17 protein-coding genes are annotated in these 16,761 nt (G+C 63.2%); 7 read left to right on the top strand and 10 right to left on the bottom strand.

From position 1 onward, the window contains the following. Nucleotide 1 precedes the first annotated feature (1 nt). From trpC to lexA, 4 genes are all read left to right on the top strand, one after another. On the top strand, nt 2-814 hold the full coding sequence (gene trpC, locus ACGYK4_RS05790; protein WP_394431863.1) for an indole-3-glycerol phosphate synthase TrpC: 813 nt from the start codon (nt 2-4) through the stop codon (nt 812-814). Continuing rightward, complete coding sequence (moaC, locus tag ACGYK4_RS05785; RefSeq protein WP_394431861.1) at nt 814-1,287, top strand: cyclic pyranopterin monophosphate synthase MoaC; 474 nt, start codon at nt 814-816, stop codon at nt 1,285-1,287. Before trpC ends, moaC begins: the two co-directional genes overlap by 1 nt. Further along, nucleotides 1,284-2,456, top strand: coding sequence for a gephyrin-like molybdotransferase Glp (glp, locus tag ACGYK4_RS05780; protein WP_394455537.1), 1,173 nt, complete (start codon nt 1,284-1,286; stop codon nt 2,454-2,456). The genes moaC and glp overlap by 4 nt, the downstream gene beginning before the upstream one ends. A gap of 72 nt (nt 2,457-2,528) precedes the next feature. After that, nucleotides 2,529-3,224, top strand: a complete 696-nt coding sequence (gene lexA, locus ACGYK4_RS05775; protein WP_394431857.1) for a transcriptional repressor LexA — start codon at nt 2,529-2,531, stop codon at nt 3,222-3,224. Here lexA and ACGYK4_RS05770 read toward each other — a convergent pair. Then, nucleotides 3,218-5,245, bottom strand: coding sequence for a ComEC/Rec2 family competence protein (locus ACGYK4_RS05770; RefSeq protein WP_394455535.1), 2,028 nt, complete (start codon nt 5,243-5,245; stop codon nt 3,218-3,220). The two genes, lexA and ACGYK4_RS05770, sit on opposite strands and share 7 nt — an antisense overlap. Before the next feature lie 115 nt (nt 5,246-5,360). Between ACGYK4_RS05770 and gltX the strand changes: the two genes are divergently transcribed. The 3 genes from gltX (at nt 5,361) to ACGYK4_RS05755 (ending at nt 8,942) form a co-directional block, all read left to right on the top strand. Then, on the top strand, nt 5,361-6,761 hold the full coding sequence (gene gltX, locus ACGYK4_RS05765) for a glutamate--tRNA ligase (RefSeq protein WP_394455533.1): 1,401 nt from the start codon (nt 5,361-5,363) through the stop codon (nt 6,759-6,761). Nucleotides 6,762-6,875: 114 nt separating this feature from the next. Next, nucleotides 6,876-8,171 (top strand): citrate synthase, encoded by a 1,296-nt coding sequence (locus ACGYK4_RS05760; protein ID WP_271691449.1) that lies wholly within the window; start codon nt 6,876-6,878, stop codon nt 8,169-8,171. A gap of 471 nt (nt 8,172-8,642) precedes the next feature. Next, nucleotides 8,643-8,942: a hypothetical protein gene (locus ACGYK4_RS05755; protein WP_394431851.1), complete on the top strand. Its 300-nt coding sequence runs from the start codon at nt 8,643-8,645 to the stop codon at nt 8,940-8,942. Nucleotides 8,943-8,945: 3 nt separating this feature from the next. Here ACGYK4_RS05755 and ACGYK4_RS05750 read toward each other — a convergent pair whose 3' ends face one another. The 9 genes from ACGYK4_RS05750 to ACGYK4_RS05710 all read right to left on the bottom strand — a co-directional run bounded on the left by ACGYK4_RS05750 (nt 8,946) and on the right by ACGYK4_RS05710 (nt 16,732). Then, complete coding sequence (locus ACGYK4_RS05750; protein ID WP_067260694.1) at nt 8,946-9,719, bottom strand: enoyl-CoA hydratase-related protein; 774 nt, start codon at nt 9,717-9,719, stop codon at nt 8,946-8,948. Nucleotides 9,720-9,786: 67 nt separating this feature from the next. Further along, nucleotides 9,787-10,239 carry a cytochrome c-type biogenesis protein CcmH gene (locus ACGYK4_RS05745; RefSeq protein ID WP_394431847.1) on the bottom strand — a complete coding sequence of 151 codons (453 nt, stop codon included), beginning with the start codon at nt 10,237-10,239 and terminating at the stop codon, nt 9,787-9,789. Next, nucleotides 10,236-12,200: a heme lyase CcmF/NrfE family subunit gene (locus tag ACGYK4_RS05740; RefSeq protein WP_394455532.1), complete on the bottom strand. Its 1,965-nt coding sequence runs from the start codon at nt 12,198-12,200 to the stop codon at nt 10,236-10,238. Before ACGYK4_RS05740 ends, ACGYK4_RS05745 begins: the two co-directional genes overlap by 4 nt. Nucleotides 12,201-12,274: 74 nt before the next feature. Beyond that, nucleotides 12,275-12,850 carry a holin family protein gene (locus tag ACGYK4_RS05735; RefSeq protein ID WP_394455531.1) on the bottom strand — a complete coding sequence of 192 codons (576 nt, stop codon included), beginning with the start codon at nt 12,848-12,850 and terminating at the stop codon, nt 12,275-12,277. Then, a complete protein-coding gene (locus ACGYK4_RS05730) occupies nt 12,841-13,452 on the bottom strand; it encodes a holin-associated N-acetylmuramidase (protein ID WP_394455774.1) in 612 nt (203 codons plus the stop codon). The genes ACGYK4_RS05735 and ACGYK4_RS05730 overlap by 10 nt, the downstream gene beginning before the upstream one ends. Before the next feature lie 81 nt (nt 13,453-13,533). After that, nucleotides 13,534-13,977, bottom strand: coding sequence for a cytochrome c maturation protein CcmE (gene ccmE / locus ACGYK4_RS05725; protein WP_394412449.1), 444 nt, complete (start codon nt 13,975-13,977; stop codon nt 13,534-13,536). After that, nucleotides 13,974-15,002 carry an N-acetyl-gamma-glutamyl-phosphate reductase gene (gene argC, locus ACGYK4_RS05720; protein WP_394431841.1) on the bottom strand — a complete coding sequence of 343 codons (1,029 nt, stop codon included), beginning with the start codon at nt 15,000-15,002 and terminating at the stop codon, nt 13,974-13,976. Before argC ends, ccmE begins: the two co-directional genes overlap by 4 nt. Before the next feature lie 38 nt (nt 15,003-15,040). Continuing rightward, the gene (locus ACGYK4_RS05715) at nt 15,041-15,850 is read right to left on the bottom strand and encodes a glutamate racemase (protein ID WP_394455530.1); all 810 of its coding nucleotides are present in this window, start codon (nt 15,848-15,850) and stop codon (nt 15,041-15,043) included. A 9-nt stretch (nt 15,851-15,859) separates the two neighbouring features. Continuing rightward, nucleotides 15,860-16,732 (bottom strand): lysophospholipid acyltransferase family protein, encoded by an 873-nt coding sequence (locus ACGYK4_RS05710; RefSeq protein WP_394431837.1) that lies wholly within the window; start codon nt 16,730-16,732, stop codon nt 15,860-15,862. Nucleotides 16,733-16,761 lie beyond the last annotated feature (29 nt).

The raw sequence follows: 16,761 nt of genomic DNA, 5'->3' as shown, positions 1-16,761 counted from the left end.
CATGACCGCCACAATTCTTGAAAAAATCAAAGCCTACAAGCTGGACGAAATTGCCGCTGCCAAGGCCGAAAAATCGCAAGCAGAGGTCGAAGCTGCGGCCCGCGCCGCCCCGCCAGTCCGCCCCTTCGCGCAGAGCTTGCACAAAGCCTCCCGCGAAGGCTACGGCCTGATCGCCGAGATCAAAAAAGCCAGCCCCTCCAAAGGTTTGATCCGCGAAGATTTCGAACCCGCCGCCCTCGCCCGCGCCTATGCCGCAGGCGGCGCGACCTGCCTCTCGGTCCTTACCGACACCCCGAGTTTTCAAGGCGCGAAGGAATTCCTCGTCGAAGCCCGCGCCGAATGCGATCTGCCGGTCCTGCGCAAGGATTTCCTTTACGATCCCTATCAGGTCGCCGAAGCGCGCAGCCTTGGTGCCGACTGCATCCTGATCATTATGGCCTCCGTCTCTGACGCGCAGGCCGCGGAACTTGAGCAAGCCGCTGATGAATGGGGCATGGACGCGCTGATCGAGGTTCATGACGCGGAAGAACTGGCCCGGGCTGAAAAGCTCAACAGCCGCATGATCGGGATTAATAACCGTAACCTCAATACCTTCGAGACCTCTCTTGATGTGACGCGTCAACTGTCAGAGGCCGTCCCCCACGACCGTATGCTGGTTTGTGAATCCGGCCTCTACACCCCCGCCGATCTTGCTGATATGGCAATCTACGGCGCGCGCTGTTTCCTCATCGGCGAAAGCCTGATGCGCCAGCAAGATGTCGAACAGGCCACCCGCGATCTGCTCACAAACCCGCTCGTTCCCGGAGGGATGTAATGGCGCTCACCCATTTCGACGCCGAGGGCGACGCCCATATGGTCGATGTCTCGGAGAAAGCCGTGACTTCGCGGGTGGCCAAGGCTGAAAGCTACATCAAGATGGCGCCGGAAACCCTTGATATCATTACTGAAGGGCGCGCTAAGAAAGGTGATGTTCTGGGGGTCGCAAGGCTTGCCGGGATCATGGCGGCCAAACGGACGGCAGACCTGATCCCGCTTTGCCATCCTCTGCCGATCACCAAGGTGAGCGTCGATCTGACTCCCGACGCCGCACTGCCCGGCATTCGCATTCTCGCCACTGTCAAAACCACTGGCCAAACCGGGGTTGAGATGGAGGCCCTAACCGCGGCCTCCGTTACCGCTCTCACCGTCTATGACATGGCCAAAGCCGTGGATAAAGCGATGGAGATTGGCGGCACGCGGGTCGTTCTAAAAGATGGCGGCAAATCAGGCCGTTACGAGGCGACATGATCAGCGTCGAAGCGGCTTTGGAAGCCGTCCTGAACCTTGTTGCACCTCTGGAAACCGAAGAAGTCGCCCTTCGCGCCGCCAATGGCCGTGTCTTGTCGCAGCCCGTGCGCGCGCAGCGCAGCCAGCCGCCCTTCGCCGCCTCATCTATGGACGGCTACGCCCTGCGCCGCGCCGAAGTCGAAGCGGATGCGATGTTCAAAGTCGTCGGCGAAGCCGCGGCTGGCCATGGCTACGCGGGCAGCCTGCGGGCCGGACAAGCCGTGCGCATTTTCACCGGCGCGCCGGTGCCGGAAGGCGCCGATTTCGTGGTGATCCAAGAAGATGTGACCCGGCGGGGCGACCTTATCACCCTCGGCCACAGTATTGATGACAAAGACAATATTCGCCCTGCCGGCGGAGACTTCACCAAAGGCGAAGACCTAACCGCTCCGCGCGTTCTGCGCCCCGCCGATGTGGCGCTCCTCGCTGCGATGAACGTGGCACAGGTGCCCGTCACCCGCAAACCCATCATCGCGATCCTCGCCACGGGGGATGAATTGGTGCAGCCCGGTGAAAGCCCCGGCCCCGACCAGATCATCGCCTCCAATAGCTACGGCCTCGCCGCGATGTTCGAAGAGGCGGGCGCCGAAGTGCGCATGCTGCCTATCGCGCGGGACACGACAGCGTCGCTTAAACAGGCCTTCGCCCTGGCCCGCGGCGCGGATCTGATCGTCACCGTCGGCGGCGCGTCGGTGGGTGATCATGACCTCATCGCGCCCGTGGCGGCTGAGCTTGGCATGGAGCAATCATTTTACAAGGTCGCGATGCGGCCCGGCAAGCCGTTGATGGCAGGCAAAATCGGCGATGCCGCGATGATCGGGCTGCCGGGAAACCCCGTTTCTGCAATGGTTTGCGGTGCGATCTTCGTGTTTCCGATGCTGCGGCGCATGCTTGGGCTGACCGAAGTCCATGCTGTCATGTCCGAAGCCCCCCTTGGGCGCGAGATTGGCCCGAATGGGCCGCGTGCACATTACATGCGCGCCCATCTTCGGGATGGCGCACTCCACCCGGATGATCGGCAGGATTCGTCTCTTCTATCCGTGCTCGCGCAGGCCGATGCGCTGATGATCCGCCCGCCTAATGAACCGGCGCGCAAGGCGGGCGATTTGCAAAAGTACATCTTGATTTAACGCCAACCCACGGTTGACACAAAACAAGAACATCCCTAGAACAAAAGCAATAAAAGCTTCAGGGGCCGCGCGATGCTGACCAAAAAACAACTCGATCTGCTTTCTTTCATCCACCAGCGCGTGCAGCGCGACGGCGTGCCGCCCAGCTTTGATGAGATGAAATTGGCGCTCGACTTGCGGTCGAAATCCGGCATCCACCGGCTGATCACAGCGTTGGAGGAGCGTGGCTTTATCCGGCGCCTTGCCCATCGTGCCCGTGCGATCGAGGTGGTCAAATTGCCCGAAAGCCTTGGGGGTGCGCCCGGTTTCGCCCCCCGCGTGATCGACGGGGACCGGCCCGACGCGCCGCCGCCGCCTGCGGCGCAACCGGTCACGCCGCATCACGCGTTCGATGTGCCGGTCATGGGCCGGATCGCTGCCGGTGTCCCGATTGAGGCGATCTCCCAAGTTTCCCATAGCGTCACGGTGCCCGGCGGGATGATCGCCGGTCAGGGGGAGCATTACGCCCTCGAAGTGCGCGGGGACTCGATGATCGAGGCGGGTATTAACGATGGCGATATCGTGGTGATCCGTGAAACCTCCGTCGCCGATAATGGTGATATCGTGGTGGCCTTGGTCGAAGATCAGGAAGCGACGCTGAAGCGTTTCCGCAGACAAGGGTCTTCGGTGGCTTTGGAAGCCGCCAACGCCGCCTATGAAACGCGGGTCCTGCCTTCGGACAAGGTGAAGGTTCAGGGGCGACTGGTCGGGTTGATCCGCACTTACTGACTCTGCGGGCGGCTGTTCCACAAGCGTGTCCCGGCGCGGTCTTTCGCGGTGGTGACTTCCCAACCCTGCGCCGATTTATTGAGCGCGATTGCGCCGGTTTCCCGCAGGCGCAAGGGATCGTAGACTTGGCAGCCCCAATCTCGGGCGATCGCCATATCAACGGATGCAACCACGACTTCGTCGGGTTGGCAGCCGCTGAAGGCGGCGACCGCCCGTTTTCCTGACAGATGGATGATACCCTCCTCTTGGCCCGCCCATCTTTGGGCGGCCACGGCTTGATCCGCGCCGTCGCCATCATTCTCCAACCAATTGCGCGCGACGAAACCTGCGGCTTTGTCTTTGCTGAGCGCCCTGCCCGCCGGGGTCATGACGCCCACGAGCGTTCCCGTGTCGGCGACAAGCACGTCCGGGCGTGTGGTTCCTTGCCAGAGGGCGAAAGACAGCACGATCGCGGGCAGGCCGAACCAACGTACATGACCTTGCCACAGGACGAGCCAGAGAAACCCGAGTGACAGGAGCGGCAGCACCCATCCCCCCGGCCCCGGCACGAAGCTGCGCGCGCCGGGCAGATGTGCCACTACATCCGCGACCGATAGGATCCACTCAAGGCCCAGACCCATCGCCCAAAGCGGTATTCCTTCACCGCCGAAGGGCGCAAGGATCGCCGCCAGCACGGCGGCGGGGATGACCAAGACCCCCATCAAGGGGACCGAGAGCAGGTTCGCGACCAATCCGTAATGCGCGATCGTGTTGAAATGCGCGGCGGATATGGGCGCGGTGGCGATGCCCGCCACGGCCGAAGAGATCACCACCGCGGCGACGGGGCGGAGGCGTTTGGGAATGACCTCACCTTCGAAATCGCGGATCCAGCCAAAGACGGCGACAAGCGCCGTGGTCGCGGCGAATGACATCTGAAACCCCGGCCCCATCAGCGCCTCTGGCCGCAGGGTCAGGACGATAATGCCCGCGATGGCGACCGCGCGCAGAGAGATCGCCCGCCGCCCGATCATCAGGGCGCATAGTGCCACGGCACACATGACATAGGCCCGCTCGGTCGCGACATTTCCGCCCGACAGCGCGAGGTATCCGGTGGCGGCGATCAGAGCGGCCCCCGCGGCGATGCTTCGGCTTGGCCAACGGGTGGCGGTGACCGGATGCAACGCGAGAAGCAGGCGCGCTGCGCCGAAGACAACTCCGCTGAGCAACCCCATATGCAGGCCCGAGATCGCCAATAGATGCGCCAAATTACTGCTGCGCAGGTCTTGCAGGGCATCTTGCGAAATGGCGCTGCGGTCGCCGGTGGTGATGGCGGCGGCGAAACCGCCGATATCGCCGGGAAGATGGGCGCGCACCCGCGCGGAGGCGGCCATGCGCAATCGGAAAAGGATCAACGCGATGCCCCCTTCCACAGGGTCCGCCATGCCCAAAAGCGGCACGCGGGTGTAGCCCACCGCGCCCAACTCGGCAAACCAAGCATGGCGCTGAAAATCAAAGCCGCCCGGCTCGACCGGGCCTGCGGGGGGTGACAGATGCGCCGTGGTCATCACCTGCATGCCGGGCCGTGGCGTAATTGCGGCGGGGAGCGTCGAATGGAGTGAGACGCGCACCCGGGGCGGCGTGCGCGCGGGCGGCACCCGGTCCAACCGGACCTGATCGAGCGTCACGCGCGGCGCGTCGGACTGGCTTCGGTCAAGCGCCACGACACGCCCCTCGACCGGGCCATAGTAACGCCAGCCGAGAACCGGGGCTGCCACCGAATGCGCCCGAAACGCCGCCAGCAGCACTCCCAGCAAGACCAAAGCCGCGGCGACAGCAAAGGGGGCCGTGACCTCAGGCAGCGCCCGCGCGACGACCGCCAGCACGACCACGACACCTGCGACCGCCGCCAGCATCACCCCCGAAGGCTCTGCCCGCAGCGAAAAATACCAGCCGATCCCCAAGGCGAGGCAGACCGGCACCCAGCAAAACAGATGCCCGCGCTGGCGCAGCATCACGGCGCTGAACTGGTTCCAAAGGCCCATGCTTGCCCCCGCGGATCGCACTGGGTAGACAGGCGTCAAATCCTAGGACCGGGATGGTTACCAATTGGTAAACGCCGCTCCGAACAGCATATCTCTGACCGAAAGGCCCTCCGCCATGAACGCCCCTGTTGTGACCCGTTTCGCCCCTTCTCCCACCGGGTTCCTGCATATCGGCGGGGCGCGGACCGCCCTGTTCAACTGGCTCTATGCCCGTGGCCGGGGGGGTAAATTCCTGCTGCGCATCGAAGACACCGACCGCGCGCGTTCCACCCCCGAAGCGACGGCGGCGATTCTTCAGGGCATGTCGTGGCTCGGCCTCGACCACGATGGCGAGATCGTGAGCCAGTTCGAAAATGCCCCGCGCCACGCGGAAGTCGCGCAGGAACTGCTGGCCGCCGGCAAAGCCTATAAGTGCTTCGCCAGCCAAGAAGAAATCGCCGCCTTTCGCGAGGCGGCCAAGGCCGAAGGGCGCAGCACGCTCTATCGCTCCCCTTGGCGGGATGCCGATCCGGCGAGCCACCCGGACGCGCCTTACGTCATCCGCATCAAGGCGCCGCTGGAAGGCACTACCGTGATCCGCGATCAGGTGCAGGGCGATGTCACCATCCGCAACGACCAGCTCGACGATATGATCCTGCTGCGCTCGGACGGCACGCCGGTCTATATGCTGGCCGTGGTGGTGGACGATCACGACATGGGCGTGACCCATGTGGTGCGCGGCGACGATCACCTCAACAACGCCGCCCGCCAGATGATGATCTATGAGGCGATGAGCTGGGACGTGCCGGTTTGGGCGCATATCCCGCTGATTCACGGCGCGGATGGCAAGAAGCTGTCGAAACGTCACGGCGCCTTGGGTGCGCAGGAATATCAGGTGATGGGCTATCCTGCGGCGGGCGTGCGCAACTACCTCGCCCGTCTGGGCTGGAGCCATGGGGATGACGAATTCTTTACCGATGCACAGGCGCAGGAATGGTTCGATCTGGACGGGATCCGCAAAAGCCCCGCGCAGTTTGACCTGAAAAAGCTGGAAAACCTCTGCGGTCAGCATATCGCACAGGCCGATGATGCCGCACTGCGGCGCGAGATTGAAGCCTATCTTGAAGCGGCAGGAGAGCCCGCGCTGACCGAAGGTCAGGCCGAGGCGTTGGAACGGGCGATGTACTGTCTGAAAGATCGCGCGAAGAAATTCCCCGAACTGCTTGAAAAAGCGGCCTTTGTCTTGGCCGAACGTCCGATCACCCCGGATGAGAAAGCGGCAAAGAATCTCGATACGGTATCCCGTGGCATACTGTCGGAATTGACGCCGCAATTGCAAAATGCTAGCTGGAACAAAGAAACGCTGGAGGAGGTACTGAACGGCTTTGCTGCCGCGCATGACACCAAATTTGGCAAGCTGGCGGGGCCGCTTCGGGCGGCCTTGGCTGGCAGGGCAGTCACCCCATCGGTTTTTGACATGATGTTGGTGCTGGGGCGCGATGAGACCCTTGCCCGACTGACGGACGCCGCGGCCTAAGTTTTGGTTCACCACTTCTTTGGGCGGCAGGTATAACTGAACGGGACAGCCCCATATGGGGCTAGGCCCAGACGGCGGGGGCATCTCCGCAGCCTACATTCGGGAAGGGATTTCATGACCAATAACAATAAAACCGCAACGCTGACGATCGACGATCAAAGCTTCGATCTGCCGATTCACAGCCCCACTGACGGGCCCGATGTTGTCGATATCCGCAAGCTCTATGGGCAGGCGGGTGTCTTTACCTATGACCCGGGCTTCACCTCGACCGCGGCTTGCGACAGCACGATCACTTTCATTGATGGTGACAAAGGCGTGCTGCTGCACCGGGGCTACCCGATTGAGCAGCTGGCCTCGAAGTCGCATTACCTCGAAGTCTGCTACCTGCTGCTTTATGGTGAGTTGCCCTCCCCCAAGGCGCTGGAAGATTTCGAGTGCTTGGTGACCAACCACACCATGCTGCACGAGCAGATGATGAACTTCTTCCGCGGTTTCCGTCGCGATGCGCATCCGATGGCGATCATGGTGGGCGTGGTTGGCGCGATGTCGGCCTTCTACCACGACAGCACCGACATCAACGATGAGCACCAGCGCGAGGTCGCAACGATCCGCCTGATCGCCAAGATGCCGACGATCGCGGCGATGGCCTATAAATACACCATCGGCCAGCCTTTCGTCTATCCGCGCAACGATCTCGACTATGCTTCGAATTTCCTGCGCATGTGCTTTGCCGTTCCGGCCGAAGAGCATGAGGTCAACCCGATCCTCAGCCGCGCGATGGACCGGATCTTTACGCTCCACGCCGATCACGAGCAGAACGCCTCGACCTCGACCGTGCGCTTGGCGTCGTCTTCCGGTGCGAACCCCTTCGCCTGTATCGCCGCTGGCATTGCCTGCCTCTGGGGCCCGGCGCATGGTGGCGCGAACCAAGCCTGCCTTGAGATGCTCAAGGAGATCGGCACGCCAGATCGCATCCCAGAGTTCATCGCCCGCGCCAAGGACAAGAACGACCCCTTCCGCCTGATGGGCTTTGGCCACCGCGTCTACAAGAACCACGACCCGCGCGCGACCGTGATGAAGGAAAGCGCCGACGAGGTTCTCGAACTGCTGGGCGTGGAGAACAACCCGATCCTCCAGGTCGCGAAGGAGTTGGAGAAAGCCGCGCTGGAGGATCCGTATTTCGCGGAGAAGAAGCTTTTCCCGAACGTGGATTTCTATTCTGGCATCATCCTCGAAGCGATGGGCTTTCCCACGTCGATGTTCACCCCGATCTTCGCGTTGGCGCGGACCGTGGGCTGGATCTCCCAGTGGAAAGAGCAGATCAGCGATCCGCAGCTCAAAATCGGCCGTCCGCGTCAGCTCTACCTCGGCGAGGACAAGCGCGACTACGTCGATATCGAGAACCGCTGAAGCGACCTTCAGACACCATGCAAACGCCCCGGATTTCCGGGGCGTTTCGCGTTTCTCCCGCCAGTTTTTGCAATACCGCTGATTGAGGTTGTTGACCCTAGGGCAACAATGGCGGCGCCGGCGGGGCAACTGATTCCGCGCGCCCGAATCGCGAAAACCGGTGCCCTTATATGCGCTGTCAGCAATGGCGTGAAAAATCAGTGAATGTTTCCAAGCGCTTTGCCAGAATCGAAACACCGGAGCAGAAAATACGGCCAAATTGCGGCACTGTTTCGCACCTCGTGACAATGCCCCCGCCCCGCTTGACGGGATTCCCCCCGCGGCGGTAGCCTCCTTTCACGATGTCTTTTCGGGGTGGGAAGGGCATCATTGTCGCACTGCCGAAGGGGTTCGCTCTTTGGCAGTCCGGTTGGCGTCCACCCCATTGTAGACGCCCAGCAGTACAGCCGGGCCGCGACGAGAGGATGCAGGATGACCGCAACGGACCGGACCAAAGGGCTTCGCTGGGACTGCGCCACCGGTCTGACGCCTGCGAAGGCCGAAGACGGCCCCGGCCCTCAGGGTGCGCTCGTCCCCGATACATTGCATGACTGCGACCAGATCGCCGTGGTCTATGACAAGGGCCAGACCCCGCCGCGCATCACCATCGCGCAGGTCTCGAACTCGGTCCATACGGTTTTGGCGGATGGCGTCGCTGTGGCGGTGGTGGCGCGGGCGAATGGCCCGGCGCCTTCGGCCAGCGATGTGCTGCTGGTTGAGCGAAGCTGCTAGCGCTCAGCGCCCCTGAAACTTGGGGCTGCGCTTTTGGGTAAAGGCTGTCACCCCCTCGGCAAAGTCCTGCGACTTGCCGCAGCGGCCCTGCGCTTGGGCCTCCAGCGAGAGTTGATCCTCAAGCCCGTTGTCCCATGACGCGCGGATCGCCTTCTTGGCCTCGGCATAGGCAGCGGTCGGGCCGGCGGCCAATTGCGCGGCCTTGGCGCGCCAATGGGCATCGAACTCCGCATCCGGGACGGCCTGCCAAATCATCCCCCAGTCGTCAGCCTGACGGGCGGTGATCTTATCGGCGAAGAGGGCCGCCCCCATTGCCTTGGCCATGCCCATCTGCCGGGGCAGCGCATAGGTGCCGCCCGCGTCAGGGATCAGGCCAATGCGGGTGAAAGCCTGCATGAAATAGGCGCTCTCGCTCGCAAAGACGACATCGGCGGCCAGTGCGATATTTGCCCCTGCCCCTGCCGCCGGGCCGTTCACGGCGGCGATGGTCGGCACCGGGCAGTTTATGATGGCGCGCAGCAGCGGCGCATATTCTTCGCGCAGCGTTTTCTCCAGATCGGCCACGCCGCCCGCCCGGTCGGCCAAGTCTTGGCCCGAGCAAAAGGCACGCCCCGCCCCCGTCAGAACCACGACCCGCGCCGCACGCCCGCCCTCGGTCACCGCATGGGTCAGCTCTGCCCGCATCTGCGTGGTGAGCGCGTTCATCTTATCGGCGCGGTTCAGCGTGATCAGCGCGACATCGTCGGTCAGCGCATAGGTGATCGTTTCATAGTCCATCTTGCTATCCTCGATTGCTTGGCCGCAGCATATCAAAGCAATGTGCCGCTGCCAGTGCAACGGGGCGTCAGCGGTCGAGAATATCGCGCAGGCGGGCTTCTTCCTCTGCCGAGAGGGGCGCTTCGCTTGGGGTTTTGCTGCGGGCGCGGCCGCGCAGATAGATCGCGCCCAGCCCCCCGGCAAGCAAGAGCATCAGCGGCCCCGCCCCCCAGAGCAGCCAATTGGCCCCCGTCGCCTGCGGGTTCAGCAGGACATATTCACCGTATCGGTCGACGATGAAATCCACCGCCTCCTCATCGCTGTCGCCCGCTACCAGCCGCTCGCGCAGCAAGATACGCAGGTCACGCGCAAGGCTCGCGTTGCTCTCATCAATGCTCTCGTTCCGGCAGACAAGGCAGCGCAGACCTTGGCTCAACTCCCGCGCGCGGGCCTCCAACGCGGGATCGTCGAGCACTTCGTCAGGCTGCACCGCCCAGAGGGGGCTGGCGAGCAGGGTCAAGATCAGCAGCAGCCGTTTCATTCCGCGGGCACCCCCGCCGGTTGCTTGCGCGCACCCGCCGCGACCCGAAAGCGGCGGTCGCTGAGGCTCAGCACCCCGCCAAGCGCCATGAGCGCGCAGCCGATCCAAATCCAATTGGTCATCGGCTTGATATAGGTCCGCACCGCCCAACCGCCGCCGTCCTGCGCATCGCCGATCACCACATAGACGTCGCGGGCGAGGTTATAGTCGATCGCCGCCTCGGTCGTGGGCATCTGCGCCACGGGGTAGAACCGCTTTTCAGGCCGCAGGGTCGAGATCACCGCGCCGTCCTGCGCCAGCGTAATCTCGGCCATGGTGCTGAGGTAGTTCGGCCCCCGAACCTCACTCACATCCCGCAGGGTCAGCGTGTAGCTGCCCACGTCAAAAGGCTCACCAATCCGGGCCACGCGGATGTCATCCACGGCCCAAGCCATTAGCCCCGCGATCCCGGCCATGGTGACGCCCAGCCCGCCATGCGCGGTGGCCTTGCCCCAATCCGCACGCGGCAGGCGGCGCATCCGGCGCAGCTTGCCCGGGCCGCGCCCAAGACGCTGCATCGCATCCACCACGGTGCCCATCACCAGCCACGCCCCAAGGAACAGGCCCACAGGCCCCAGCAGGCCGCGCCCGGTCTGCATGGCAAAGGCCAGCCCCCCAAGCGCCAGCGCCAGCAGGAAGGCATAGCGCAGCGGGTAGAGCGCGCGCATGATCTTGGCACGTTTCCATGGCATCGCGCTGCCAATCGGCAGGATCAGCCCGAGCGCTACCATGAAAGGGGTAAACGCGGCGTTAAAGAACGGCGGCCCGACGCTGAGTTTCCGGTCCAAAAACATCTCAGCCACCAGCGGCCACATGGTACCGACGAAGACCACGAAACAGGCCACTGCGAGCAGCAGGTTGTTCACCACCAGTGCCGTCTCACGGCTCAGCAGAGCAAAGACGCCTTTCGCCTCCAGCGCCGAGGCGCGGAGCGAATAGAGCACCAGCGCGCCCCCAGTAAAGACCCCCAGAATGGCCAGAATAAAGACCCCGCGCTCGGGGTCGTTGGCGAAGGCATGGACGGAAGTCAGCAGGCCAGAGCGCACGATGAAAGTCCCGATCAGCGAAAAGCCGAAGGCGAGGATGGCCAGCAGGATGGTCCAGCTTTTCAAGCTCTCGCGTTTCTCGACCACGATGGCGGAATGCAGGAGCGCCGCCGCCAAAAGCCAGGGCATGAAGCTCGCGTTCTCGACCGGATCCCAGAACCAGAAACCGCCCCAGCCAAGCTCGTAATAGGCCCACCAAGACCCAAGTGCGATGCCGATGGTCAGAAACACCCAAGCCGCCAGCGTCCAAGGCCGCACCCACCGGCCCCATGCCGCATCCACGCGCCCCTCGATCAGCGCCGCCACGGCAAAGCTGAAAGCCATGCTGAGGCCGACATAGCCGAGGTAAAGAAACGGAGGGTGGAAGGCCAAACCGGGGTCTTGCAAGAGCGGGTTCAGGTCTTGGCCATCAAAGGGCGGCGTGCCCATGCGCAGAAAGGGGTTCGAGGTGAAAAGGATGAACGCCAGAAAGGCCACCCCAATCGCCGCCTGTACCGAGAGCACCCGCGCGCGCAGGCGGGGCGGCAGGTTGCCACCAAACCACGCGGCCATCGCCCCGAAAAGCGCCACGATCAGCACCCATAGCAGCATCGACCCTTCGTGATTGCCCCATGTGCCGCTGATTTTATAAAGCATCGGCTTGGCGGAATGGCTGTTGGCCACGACCAGTTGCAGGCTGAAATCCGAAGTGACGAAGGCCCACATCAGCGCGCCAAAAGACAGGGCGATCAGAATAAATTGCGCCGCCGCCGCCGGTTCGGCCACCGCCATCCAGCCCGCGCGGCCTCGCCAAGCACCCCACATCGGGACCACCATCTGTACAAGCGCGACGCCAAAGGCGAGCACAAGCGCGAAATGTCCAAGCTCTGTAATCATGGGCCGGACTATAGGGGGCCGAAGCCCCCTAAGCCATGGCAAATCAAACATGAAAAACGGTCAATCGGTCGCAGTCAGCCCCGGCTGCGACGCCAAGCATCAAGGGCCGCATTCTCCGACGGCGCGACCGCAGCGAGGGCCAGACGGCTGTCGGCACCGGTGTCGGCCACTTGAGGGCTGTCAGCGCGCATCTCGCGCAAAGTCTCGATATTCTCGACCACCTGCGGCACCCGCGCGATGGTGCCGACGATGGCACGCTGAAACTCCTGCGATTTCACCTGCTGTCGCGCGCCGAAATAGAAAGAGACGATCACCCCCAACAACCACCAAAGCGGCTCGGGCACCAAGGCGATCCCCTGCATCCGTTCGGCGAACCACAGCGGATTGACCATGGCGGTGGCGAACAGGCCGAGCGTGCCTAGCGCCAGCATCGGGCGCGGCAGGCGGTTAACCCCATCCATGAAGCGGTCAAAGCCACCTTGCCGCGCTTGAGCGAACTCGGCCCCATATTGCGCCATGGCTTGGCCCTGCACCGCATGGGCGCGCTGCGCCCCGGCCTCGGCATTCTCGCGGAACACTTCGACCGTGTCGCGGATGACGTTCCGCTCACCGCCGAAGATTGTCGTGAAGATACGTTCGATCAGCCCCACTGTGCCACCCTCCGTGCGAAATCGGCGTCGCTCATGTGATACCGCGGCGCGATGAACTCCTCCGCGCGCCGGATCCAGCCGCCCTTGCCGCCTGCCCGGCTGCGCGCGTATTTGCGGCTGGCGGGTCGGCGGTCGGCAAGGCGGAAGTAGTAGTTGCGCCGCGCGATGCCGTAGGCATCCACCAGATGATCCGGGGCGGCCTGCCAGGCGGCATGGGCGGCGCGGATCGTCTGCGGGCCGATCACCCCGTCAACGGTGATATCCTGCCCCATCTCGCGCAGCAAGTTTTGCAGGATTTTCACCGCGTTGCTGCCAGCGTTGACATACATGTCGAAGACGCTCGGCTGCAAAGGTGCGGGCAGTTCGGCGATGCGCGGCGCATTAAAGTAGTGCCGGACAAAGATATCCACCGCCTGCGCGCGGCCAAGGCGGCGCACATCCGCCACATCGACCGCCCCATCGCCGGTAAGGTCCAGCCCCAAGCGGCGCATGGTATGGATCGTCACCCCGTATTTCGTCGCCCCGCCGGGGTCATCGGGGTCATTCACAAAGCCGCCCTCGCGGGCGACGATGGCGCTGGCGATCTCACGCACGGACTGCATCGCGGCTCTCCTGTTTTGCATGCAAACAGGCTCCGCCGGATTGGTTAAGAGATGCTCAGGCCCCCGCGCGTTGCGCAGCCATTACCCTTCGGATTCGCGATAAACACCCTGCTCTTTCAGCGCGTCCGTCACTTCCTTGGGCATGTAGGTCTCATCATGCTTTGCAAGGATTTCAGTGGCTTCGAACACGCCGCCGACATAGCTGCCGGTGCCGACCATGCCTTGGTTCTCTTCAAAAAGATCGGGCAAAACGCCCGTGAAAACCACCGGGACAGAGGCCCCGCCATCGGTCACGGCAAAGCTTATCTGCTCCCCCTGCCCGCGCTTCAGCGACCCTTCTTCGACCAGCCCGCCGATGCGGAACACCTCTGACGGGCCGGGCGGCTCGGCGATGACTTGGCTTGGGGCGCGGAAATAGTTGATCCCGTCGCGCAGCGCATAGCCGATCAGTGCGGTCGACAGGACCAAGGCCACCGCCGCCACGGCGATGATCTGGATCCGGCGCTGTTTCTTGAGGCTCTTCATGGGAAGAGCGGGGCCATCATTAGCCCGTCAGTTTCCGGCAGTCCCAGCATCAGGTTCGCGTTTTGCAAGGCTTGCCCGCTGGAGCCTTTGGTCAGATTATCCAGCGCCGCGACCACCGTTGCCCGCCCAGTCTGACGGTCGGCCACCACGCCGATATGACAGAAGTTCGAGCCGCGCACATGCCGCGTGCTGGGCGCCTCGCCGAAGGGCAGCACCTCGATAAAGGGTTCATCGGCATAGGCTTTTTGCATTGTCTCATAGATCACCTGCGCATCACCTTTGACATAGCAGGTCGCCAGAATGCCGCGGTTCGCAGGCACCAGATGCGGGGTGAACTGCACCTGCACGGGCCGCCCGGCGAGGGCCGAAAACTCCTGATCGAACTCCCCAAGATGCCGGTGTGTGCTGCCAAGCGCATAGCCGTGATAGCCCTCGCTCAACTCCGCATGAAGCAGGTTCTCCTTGAGCGAGCGCCCTGCCCCGGAGACGGCGCATTTCAGGTCCAGAATGATATCGTCCAGATCGATCACCCCCGCCGCGATCAGCGGGCGCAGGGCAAACTGCCCCGTGGCCGCATTGCAGCCCGTCCCCGCCACCAGCCGCGCGGCGGCAATCTCTTCGCGGTAGAATTCGGTGAGGCCGTAGACCGCCTCTTTCTGCTGCTCAAGCGCGGCATGCTCATTGCCGTACCACTTGGCATAATCCTCAGGGTCGCGCAGGCGGAAGTCGGCGGAAAGGTCGACGATCTTCAGATCTTTCGGCAGCGCCGCGATCACCTCTTGGCTGGTCTTATGGGGCAATGCGCAAAAGCACAGATCAATCTGCGAAAAGTCGATTTCATCAATCGTGACCAATGTGGGCAGATCGAGATGGCGCAGATGGGGAAAGACCTCGGCCATGGTCTGGCCCGCTTTGGAATTTGCGCCCAAAGCCTTGATCTGCATAGAAGAATGGCCAGCGATCAGCCGGATGAGTTCTGCCCCGGTATAGCCGGAGGCGCCAAGAATGGCGATGTTCTGGGTCATGGTCTGTCCCCTTGTTCGGAACGAAATGTAATTGGAGTTCAGGCGGCGGTGAATGTGATCTGTCGTCGCAGGAACTGCGTCGCGCGGTCGCTCACCCGGGCGGGATCACCGGTGGTGAGAAAAGCCGCCTCACCCGTGCCTGTCATATCGGGATGCCGCTCAAGGTAATCGGCCAAGGAATCCGCCACCAATTCGGCCTGACTGAAGACTTTGACCTGCCCGCCCAAAGCCGCCTGAAAGGCTTCCTGCATCAGCGGATAATGGGTGCAGCCAAGGATCGCCGCATCGGGGGTGGGCATCTTACGCTTCAGCGCGTCGACGTGGCTGCGCACCAGTGCTTCGGCAAGGATCATGTCACCCTCTTCGATGGCATCGACCACCCCGCCGCAGGCCTGCGCTTCGACATCCACACCGATGGCGCGGAAAGACAATTCACGCTGAAACGCGCGGCTTGCCACCGTGGCGGGCGTGGCGAAGAGCGCCACATGGTTGACGGCCACCTCGCGCGGCGGAGAGTTGTCGCCCCACTGCCGCTCGGTCATCGCTTCGATCAAGGGCACGAAAACGCCCAGCACCCGCTTGTCGCGCGGGATCCACCCCTCTTGCATCCGGCGCAGCGCGGCGGCAGAGGCGGTGTTGCAGGCAAGGATCACCAGATCGCAGCCCGCATCGAACAGCCGCTGCACGGCGGCGCAGGTCAGCTCATAGATGTCATCGGCGTCGCGCACGCCGTAGGGCGCATGGGCGCTGTCGGCGAGGTAGACAAAATCAACCTCCGGCAGCCGTTCTTGCACCTTGTTCCAGACGGTCAGCCCGCCCAGCCCCGAATCGAAAATACCAACTGCCATGGTCTGTCGTCACCTGTCGGCTCTATGCCGTTCCTCAAACTCGTAACCGAGACCCCGATACTGGCCCGGCTTTGGTGACAACTCATAGGTGGCTTTGCGCAGGAAATCCATCATCGCTTTTGCGTCCCCTGCGAGCGGGTCAAGCGCGGCGCGCGGGATCGGCGCGCCGATGACCACGCGCACGGGCGTATCGACGCGGGCGCGGAACTCTTTGATCAGCAGGCCCATGCGCAGGTTGGCGTGCAAATGGCTGGCGATTTGGAACAACCGGCTTGTGTGACCGTCAAAGTAGATCGGCACCACCGTCGCATCAGATTTGGCAATCATCCGCGCGGTAAAACTTCGCCAGCCGGGATCCATCGGCTGCGAGAAGGGCCGCGCGGCGGTGCTGACCGTGCCGCCGGGAAAGATGCCAATCGCTCCGCCCTGCGCCAGATAATTCAACGCGGTCCGGCGGGTGGCGAGGTTCAGCGCCAGTGCCGCGCGATCTTCGTCAAAGCTGATCGGCAACAGATGATGCGCCAGATCCGGCGCTTGGCTGAAAACCGCATTGGCCATGATGCGAAAGTCGCCGCGCGTCTGGCTGAGGATATGGCCCAGCATCAGCCCGTCCAGAATGCCGTAGGGGTGATTGGCGATCAGAATGACCGGCCCCCGCGTCGGGATATCGGCCAAAGCGCCGCGCATCACGTCCAGCGTCAGGCCACAGCGCTGCACCATCGCATCGAAGAACCCAAGCCCCGCGGCCAGATCGTCTTCGTAGCCTTCGGCCCGTTTCAGCAAAGAAACGCGCCCGGTGGTGTTTTCCATCAATCGGATGAGCGCCCTTCCACCCCGGGTTCGGGCGGAATGGGCATAGCTTATGTCACGGGCGTAGGTCACATCTCGGCCTCAGGATCGTCTTGGTGCAG

The organism is Sulfitobacter sp. 1A13368, from assembly GCF_043557275.1.
Taxonomy (GTDB): Bacteria; Pseudomonadota; Alphaproteobacteria; order Rhodobacterales; family Rhodobacteraceae; genus Sulfitobacter; species Sulfitobacter faviae.
The sequence above is the reverse complement of the archived record's forward strand: the minus strand, read 5'-3'. Positions and strand labels throughout refer to the sequence as shown.

Excerpts from the sequence above, each read along its gene's own strand:
- trpC (WP_394431863.1), top strand. The coding sequence starts at position 2 with ATGACCGCCACAATTCTTGAAAAAATCAAAGCCTACAAGCTGGACGAA.
- moaC (WP_394431861.1), top strand. The coding sequence starts at position 814 with ATGGCGCTCACCCATTTCGACGCCGAGGGCGACGCCCATATGGTCGAT.
- glp (WP_394455537.1), top strand. The coding sequence starts at position 1,284 with ATGATCAGCGTCGAAGCGGCTTTGGAAGCCGTCCTGAACCTTGTTGCA.
- lexA (WP_394431857.1), top strand. The coding sequence starts at position 2,529 with ATGCTGACCAAAAAACAACTCGATCTGCTTTCTTTCATCCACCAGCGC.
- ACGYK4_RS05770 (WP_394455535.1), bottom strand. The coding sequence starts at position 5,245 with ATGGGCCTTTGGAACCAGTTCAGCGCCGTGATGCTGCGCCAGCGCGGG.
- gltX (WP_394455533.1), top strand. The coding sequence starts at position 5,361 with ATGAACGCCCCTGTTGTGACCCGTTTCGCCCCTTCTCCCACCGGGTTC.
- ACGYK4_RS05760 (WP_271691449.1), top strand. The coding sequence starts at position 6,876 with ATGACCAATAACAATAAAACCGCAACGCTGACGATCGACGATCAAAGC.
- ACGYK4_RS05755 (WP_394431851.1), top strand. The coding sequence starts at position 8,643 with ATGACCGCAACGGACCGGACCAAAGGGCTTCGCTGGGACTGCGCCACC.
- ACGYK4_RS05750 (WP_067260694.1), bottom strand. The coding sequence starts at position 9,719 with ATGGACTATGAAACGATCACCTATGCGCTGACCGACGATGTCGCGCTG.
- ACGYK4_RS05745 (WP_394431847.1), bottom strand. The coding sequence starts at position 10,239 with ATGAAACGGCTGCTGCTGATCTTGACCCTGCTCGCCAGCCCCCTCTGG.
- ACGYK4_RS05740 (WP_394455532.1), bottom strand. The coding sequence starts at position 12,200 with ATGATTACAGAGCTTGGACATTTCGCGCTTGTGCTCGCCTTTGGCGTC.
- ACGYK4_RS05730 (WP_394455774.1), bottom strand. The coding sequence starts at position 13,452 with ATGCAGTCCGTGCGTGAGATCGCCAGCGCCATCGTCGCCCGCGAGGGC.
- ccmE (WP_394412449.1), bottom strand. The coding sequence starts at position 13,977 with ATGAAGAGCCTCAAGAAACAGCGCCGGATCCAGATCATCGCCGTGGCG.
- argC (WP_394431841.1), bottom strand. The coding sequence starts at position 15,002 with ATGACCCAGAACATCGCCATTCTTGGCGCCTCCGGCTATACCGGGGCA.
- ACGYK4_RS05715 (WP_394455530.1), bottom strand. The coding sequence starts at position 15,850 with ATGGCAGTTGGTATTTTCGATTCGGGGCTGGGCGGGCTGACCGTCTGG.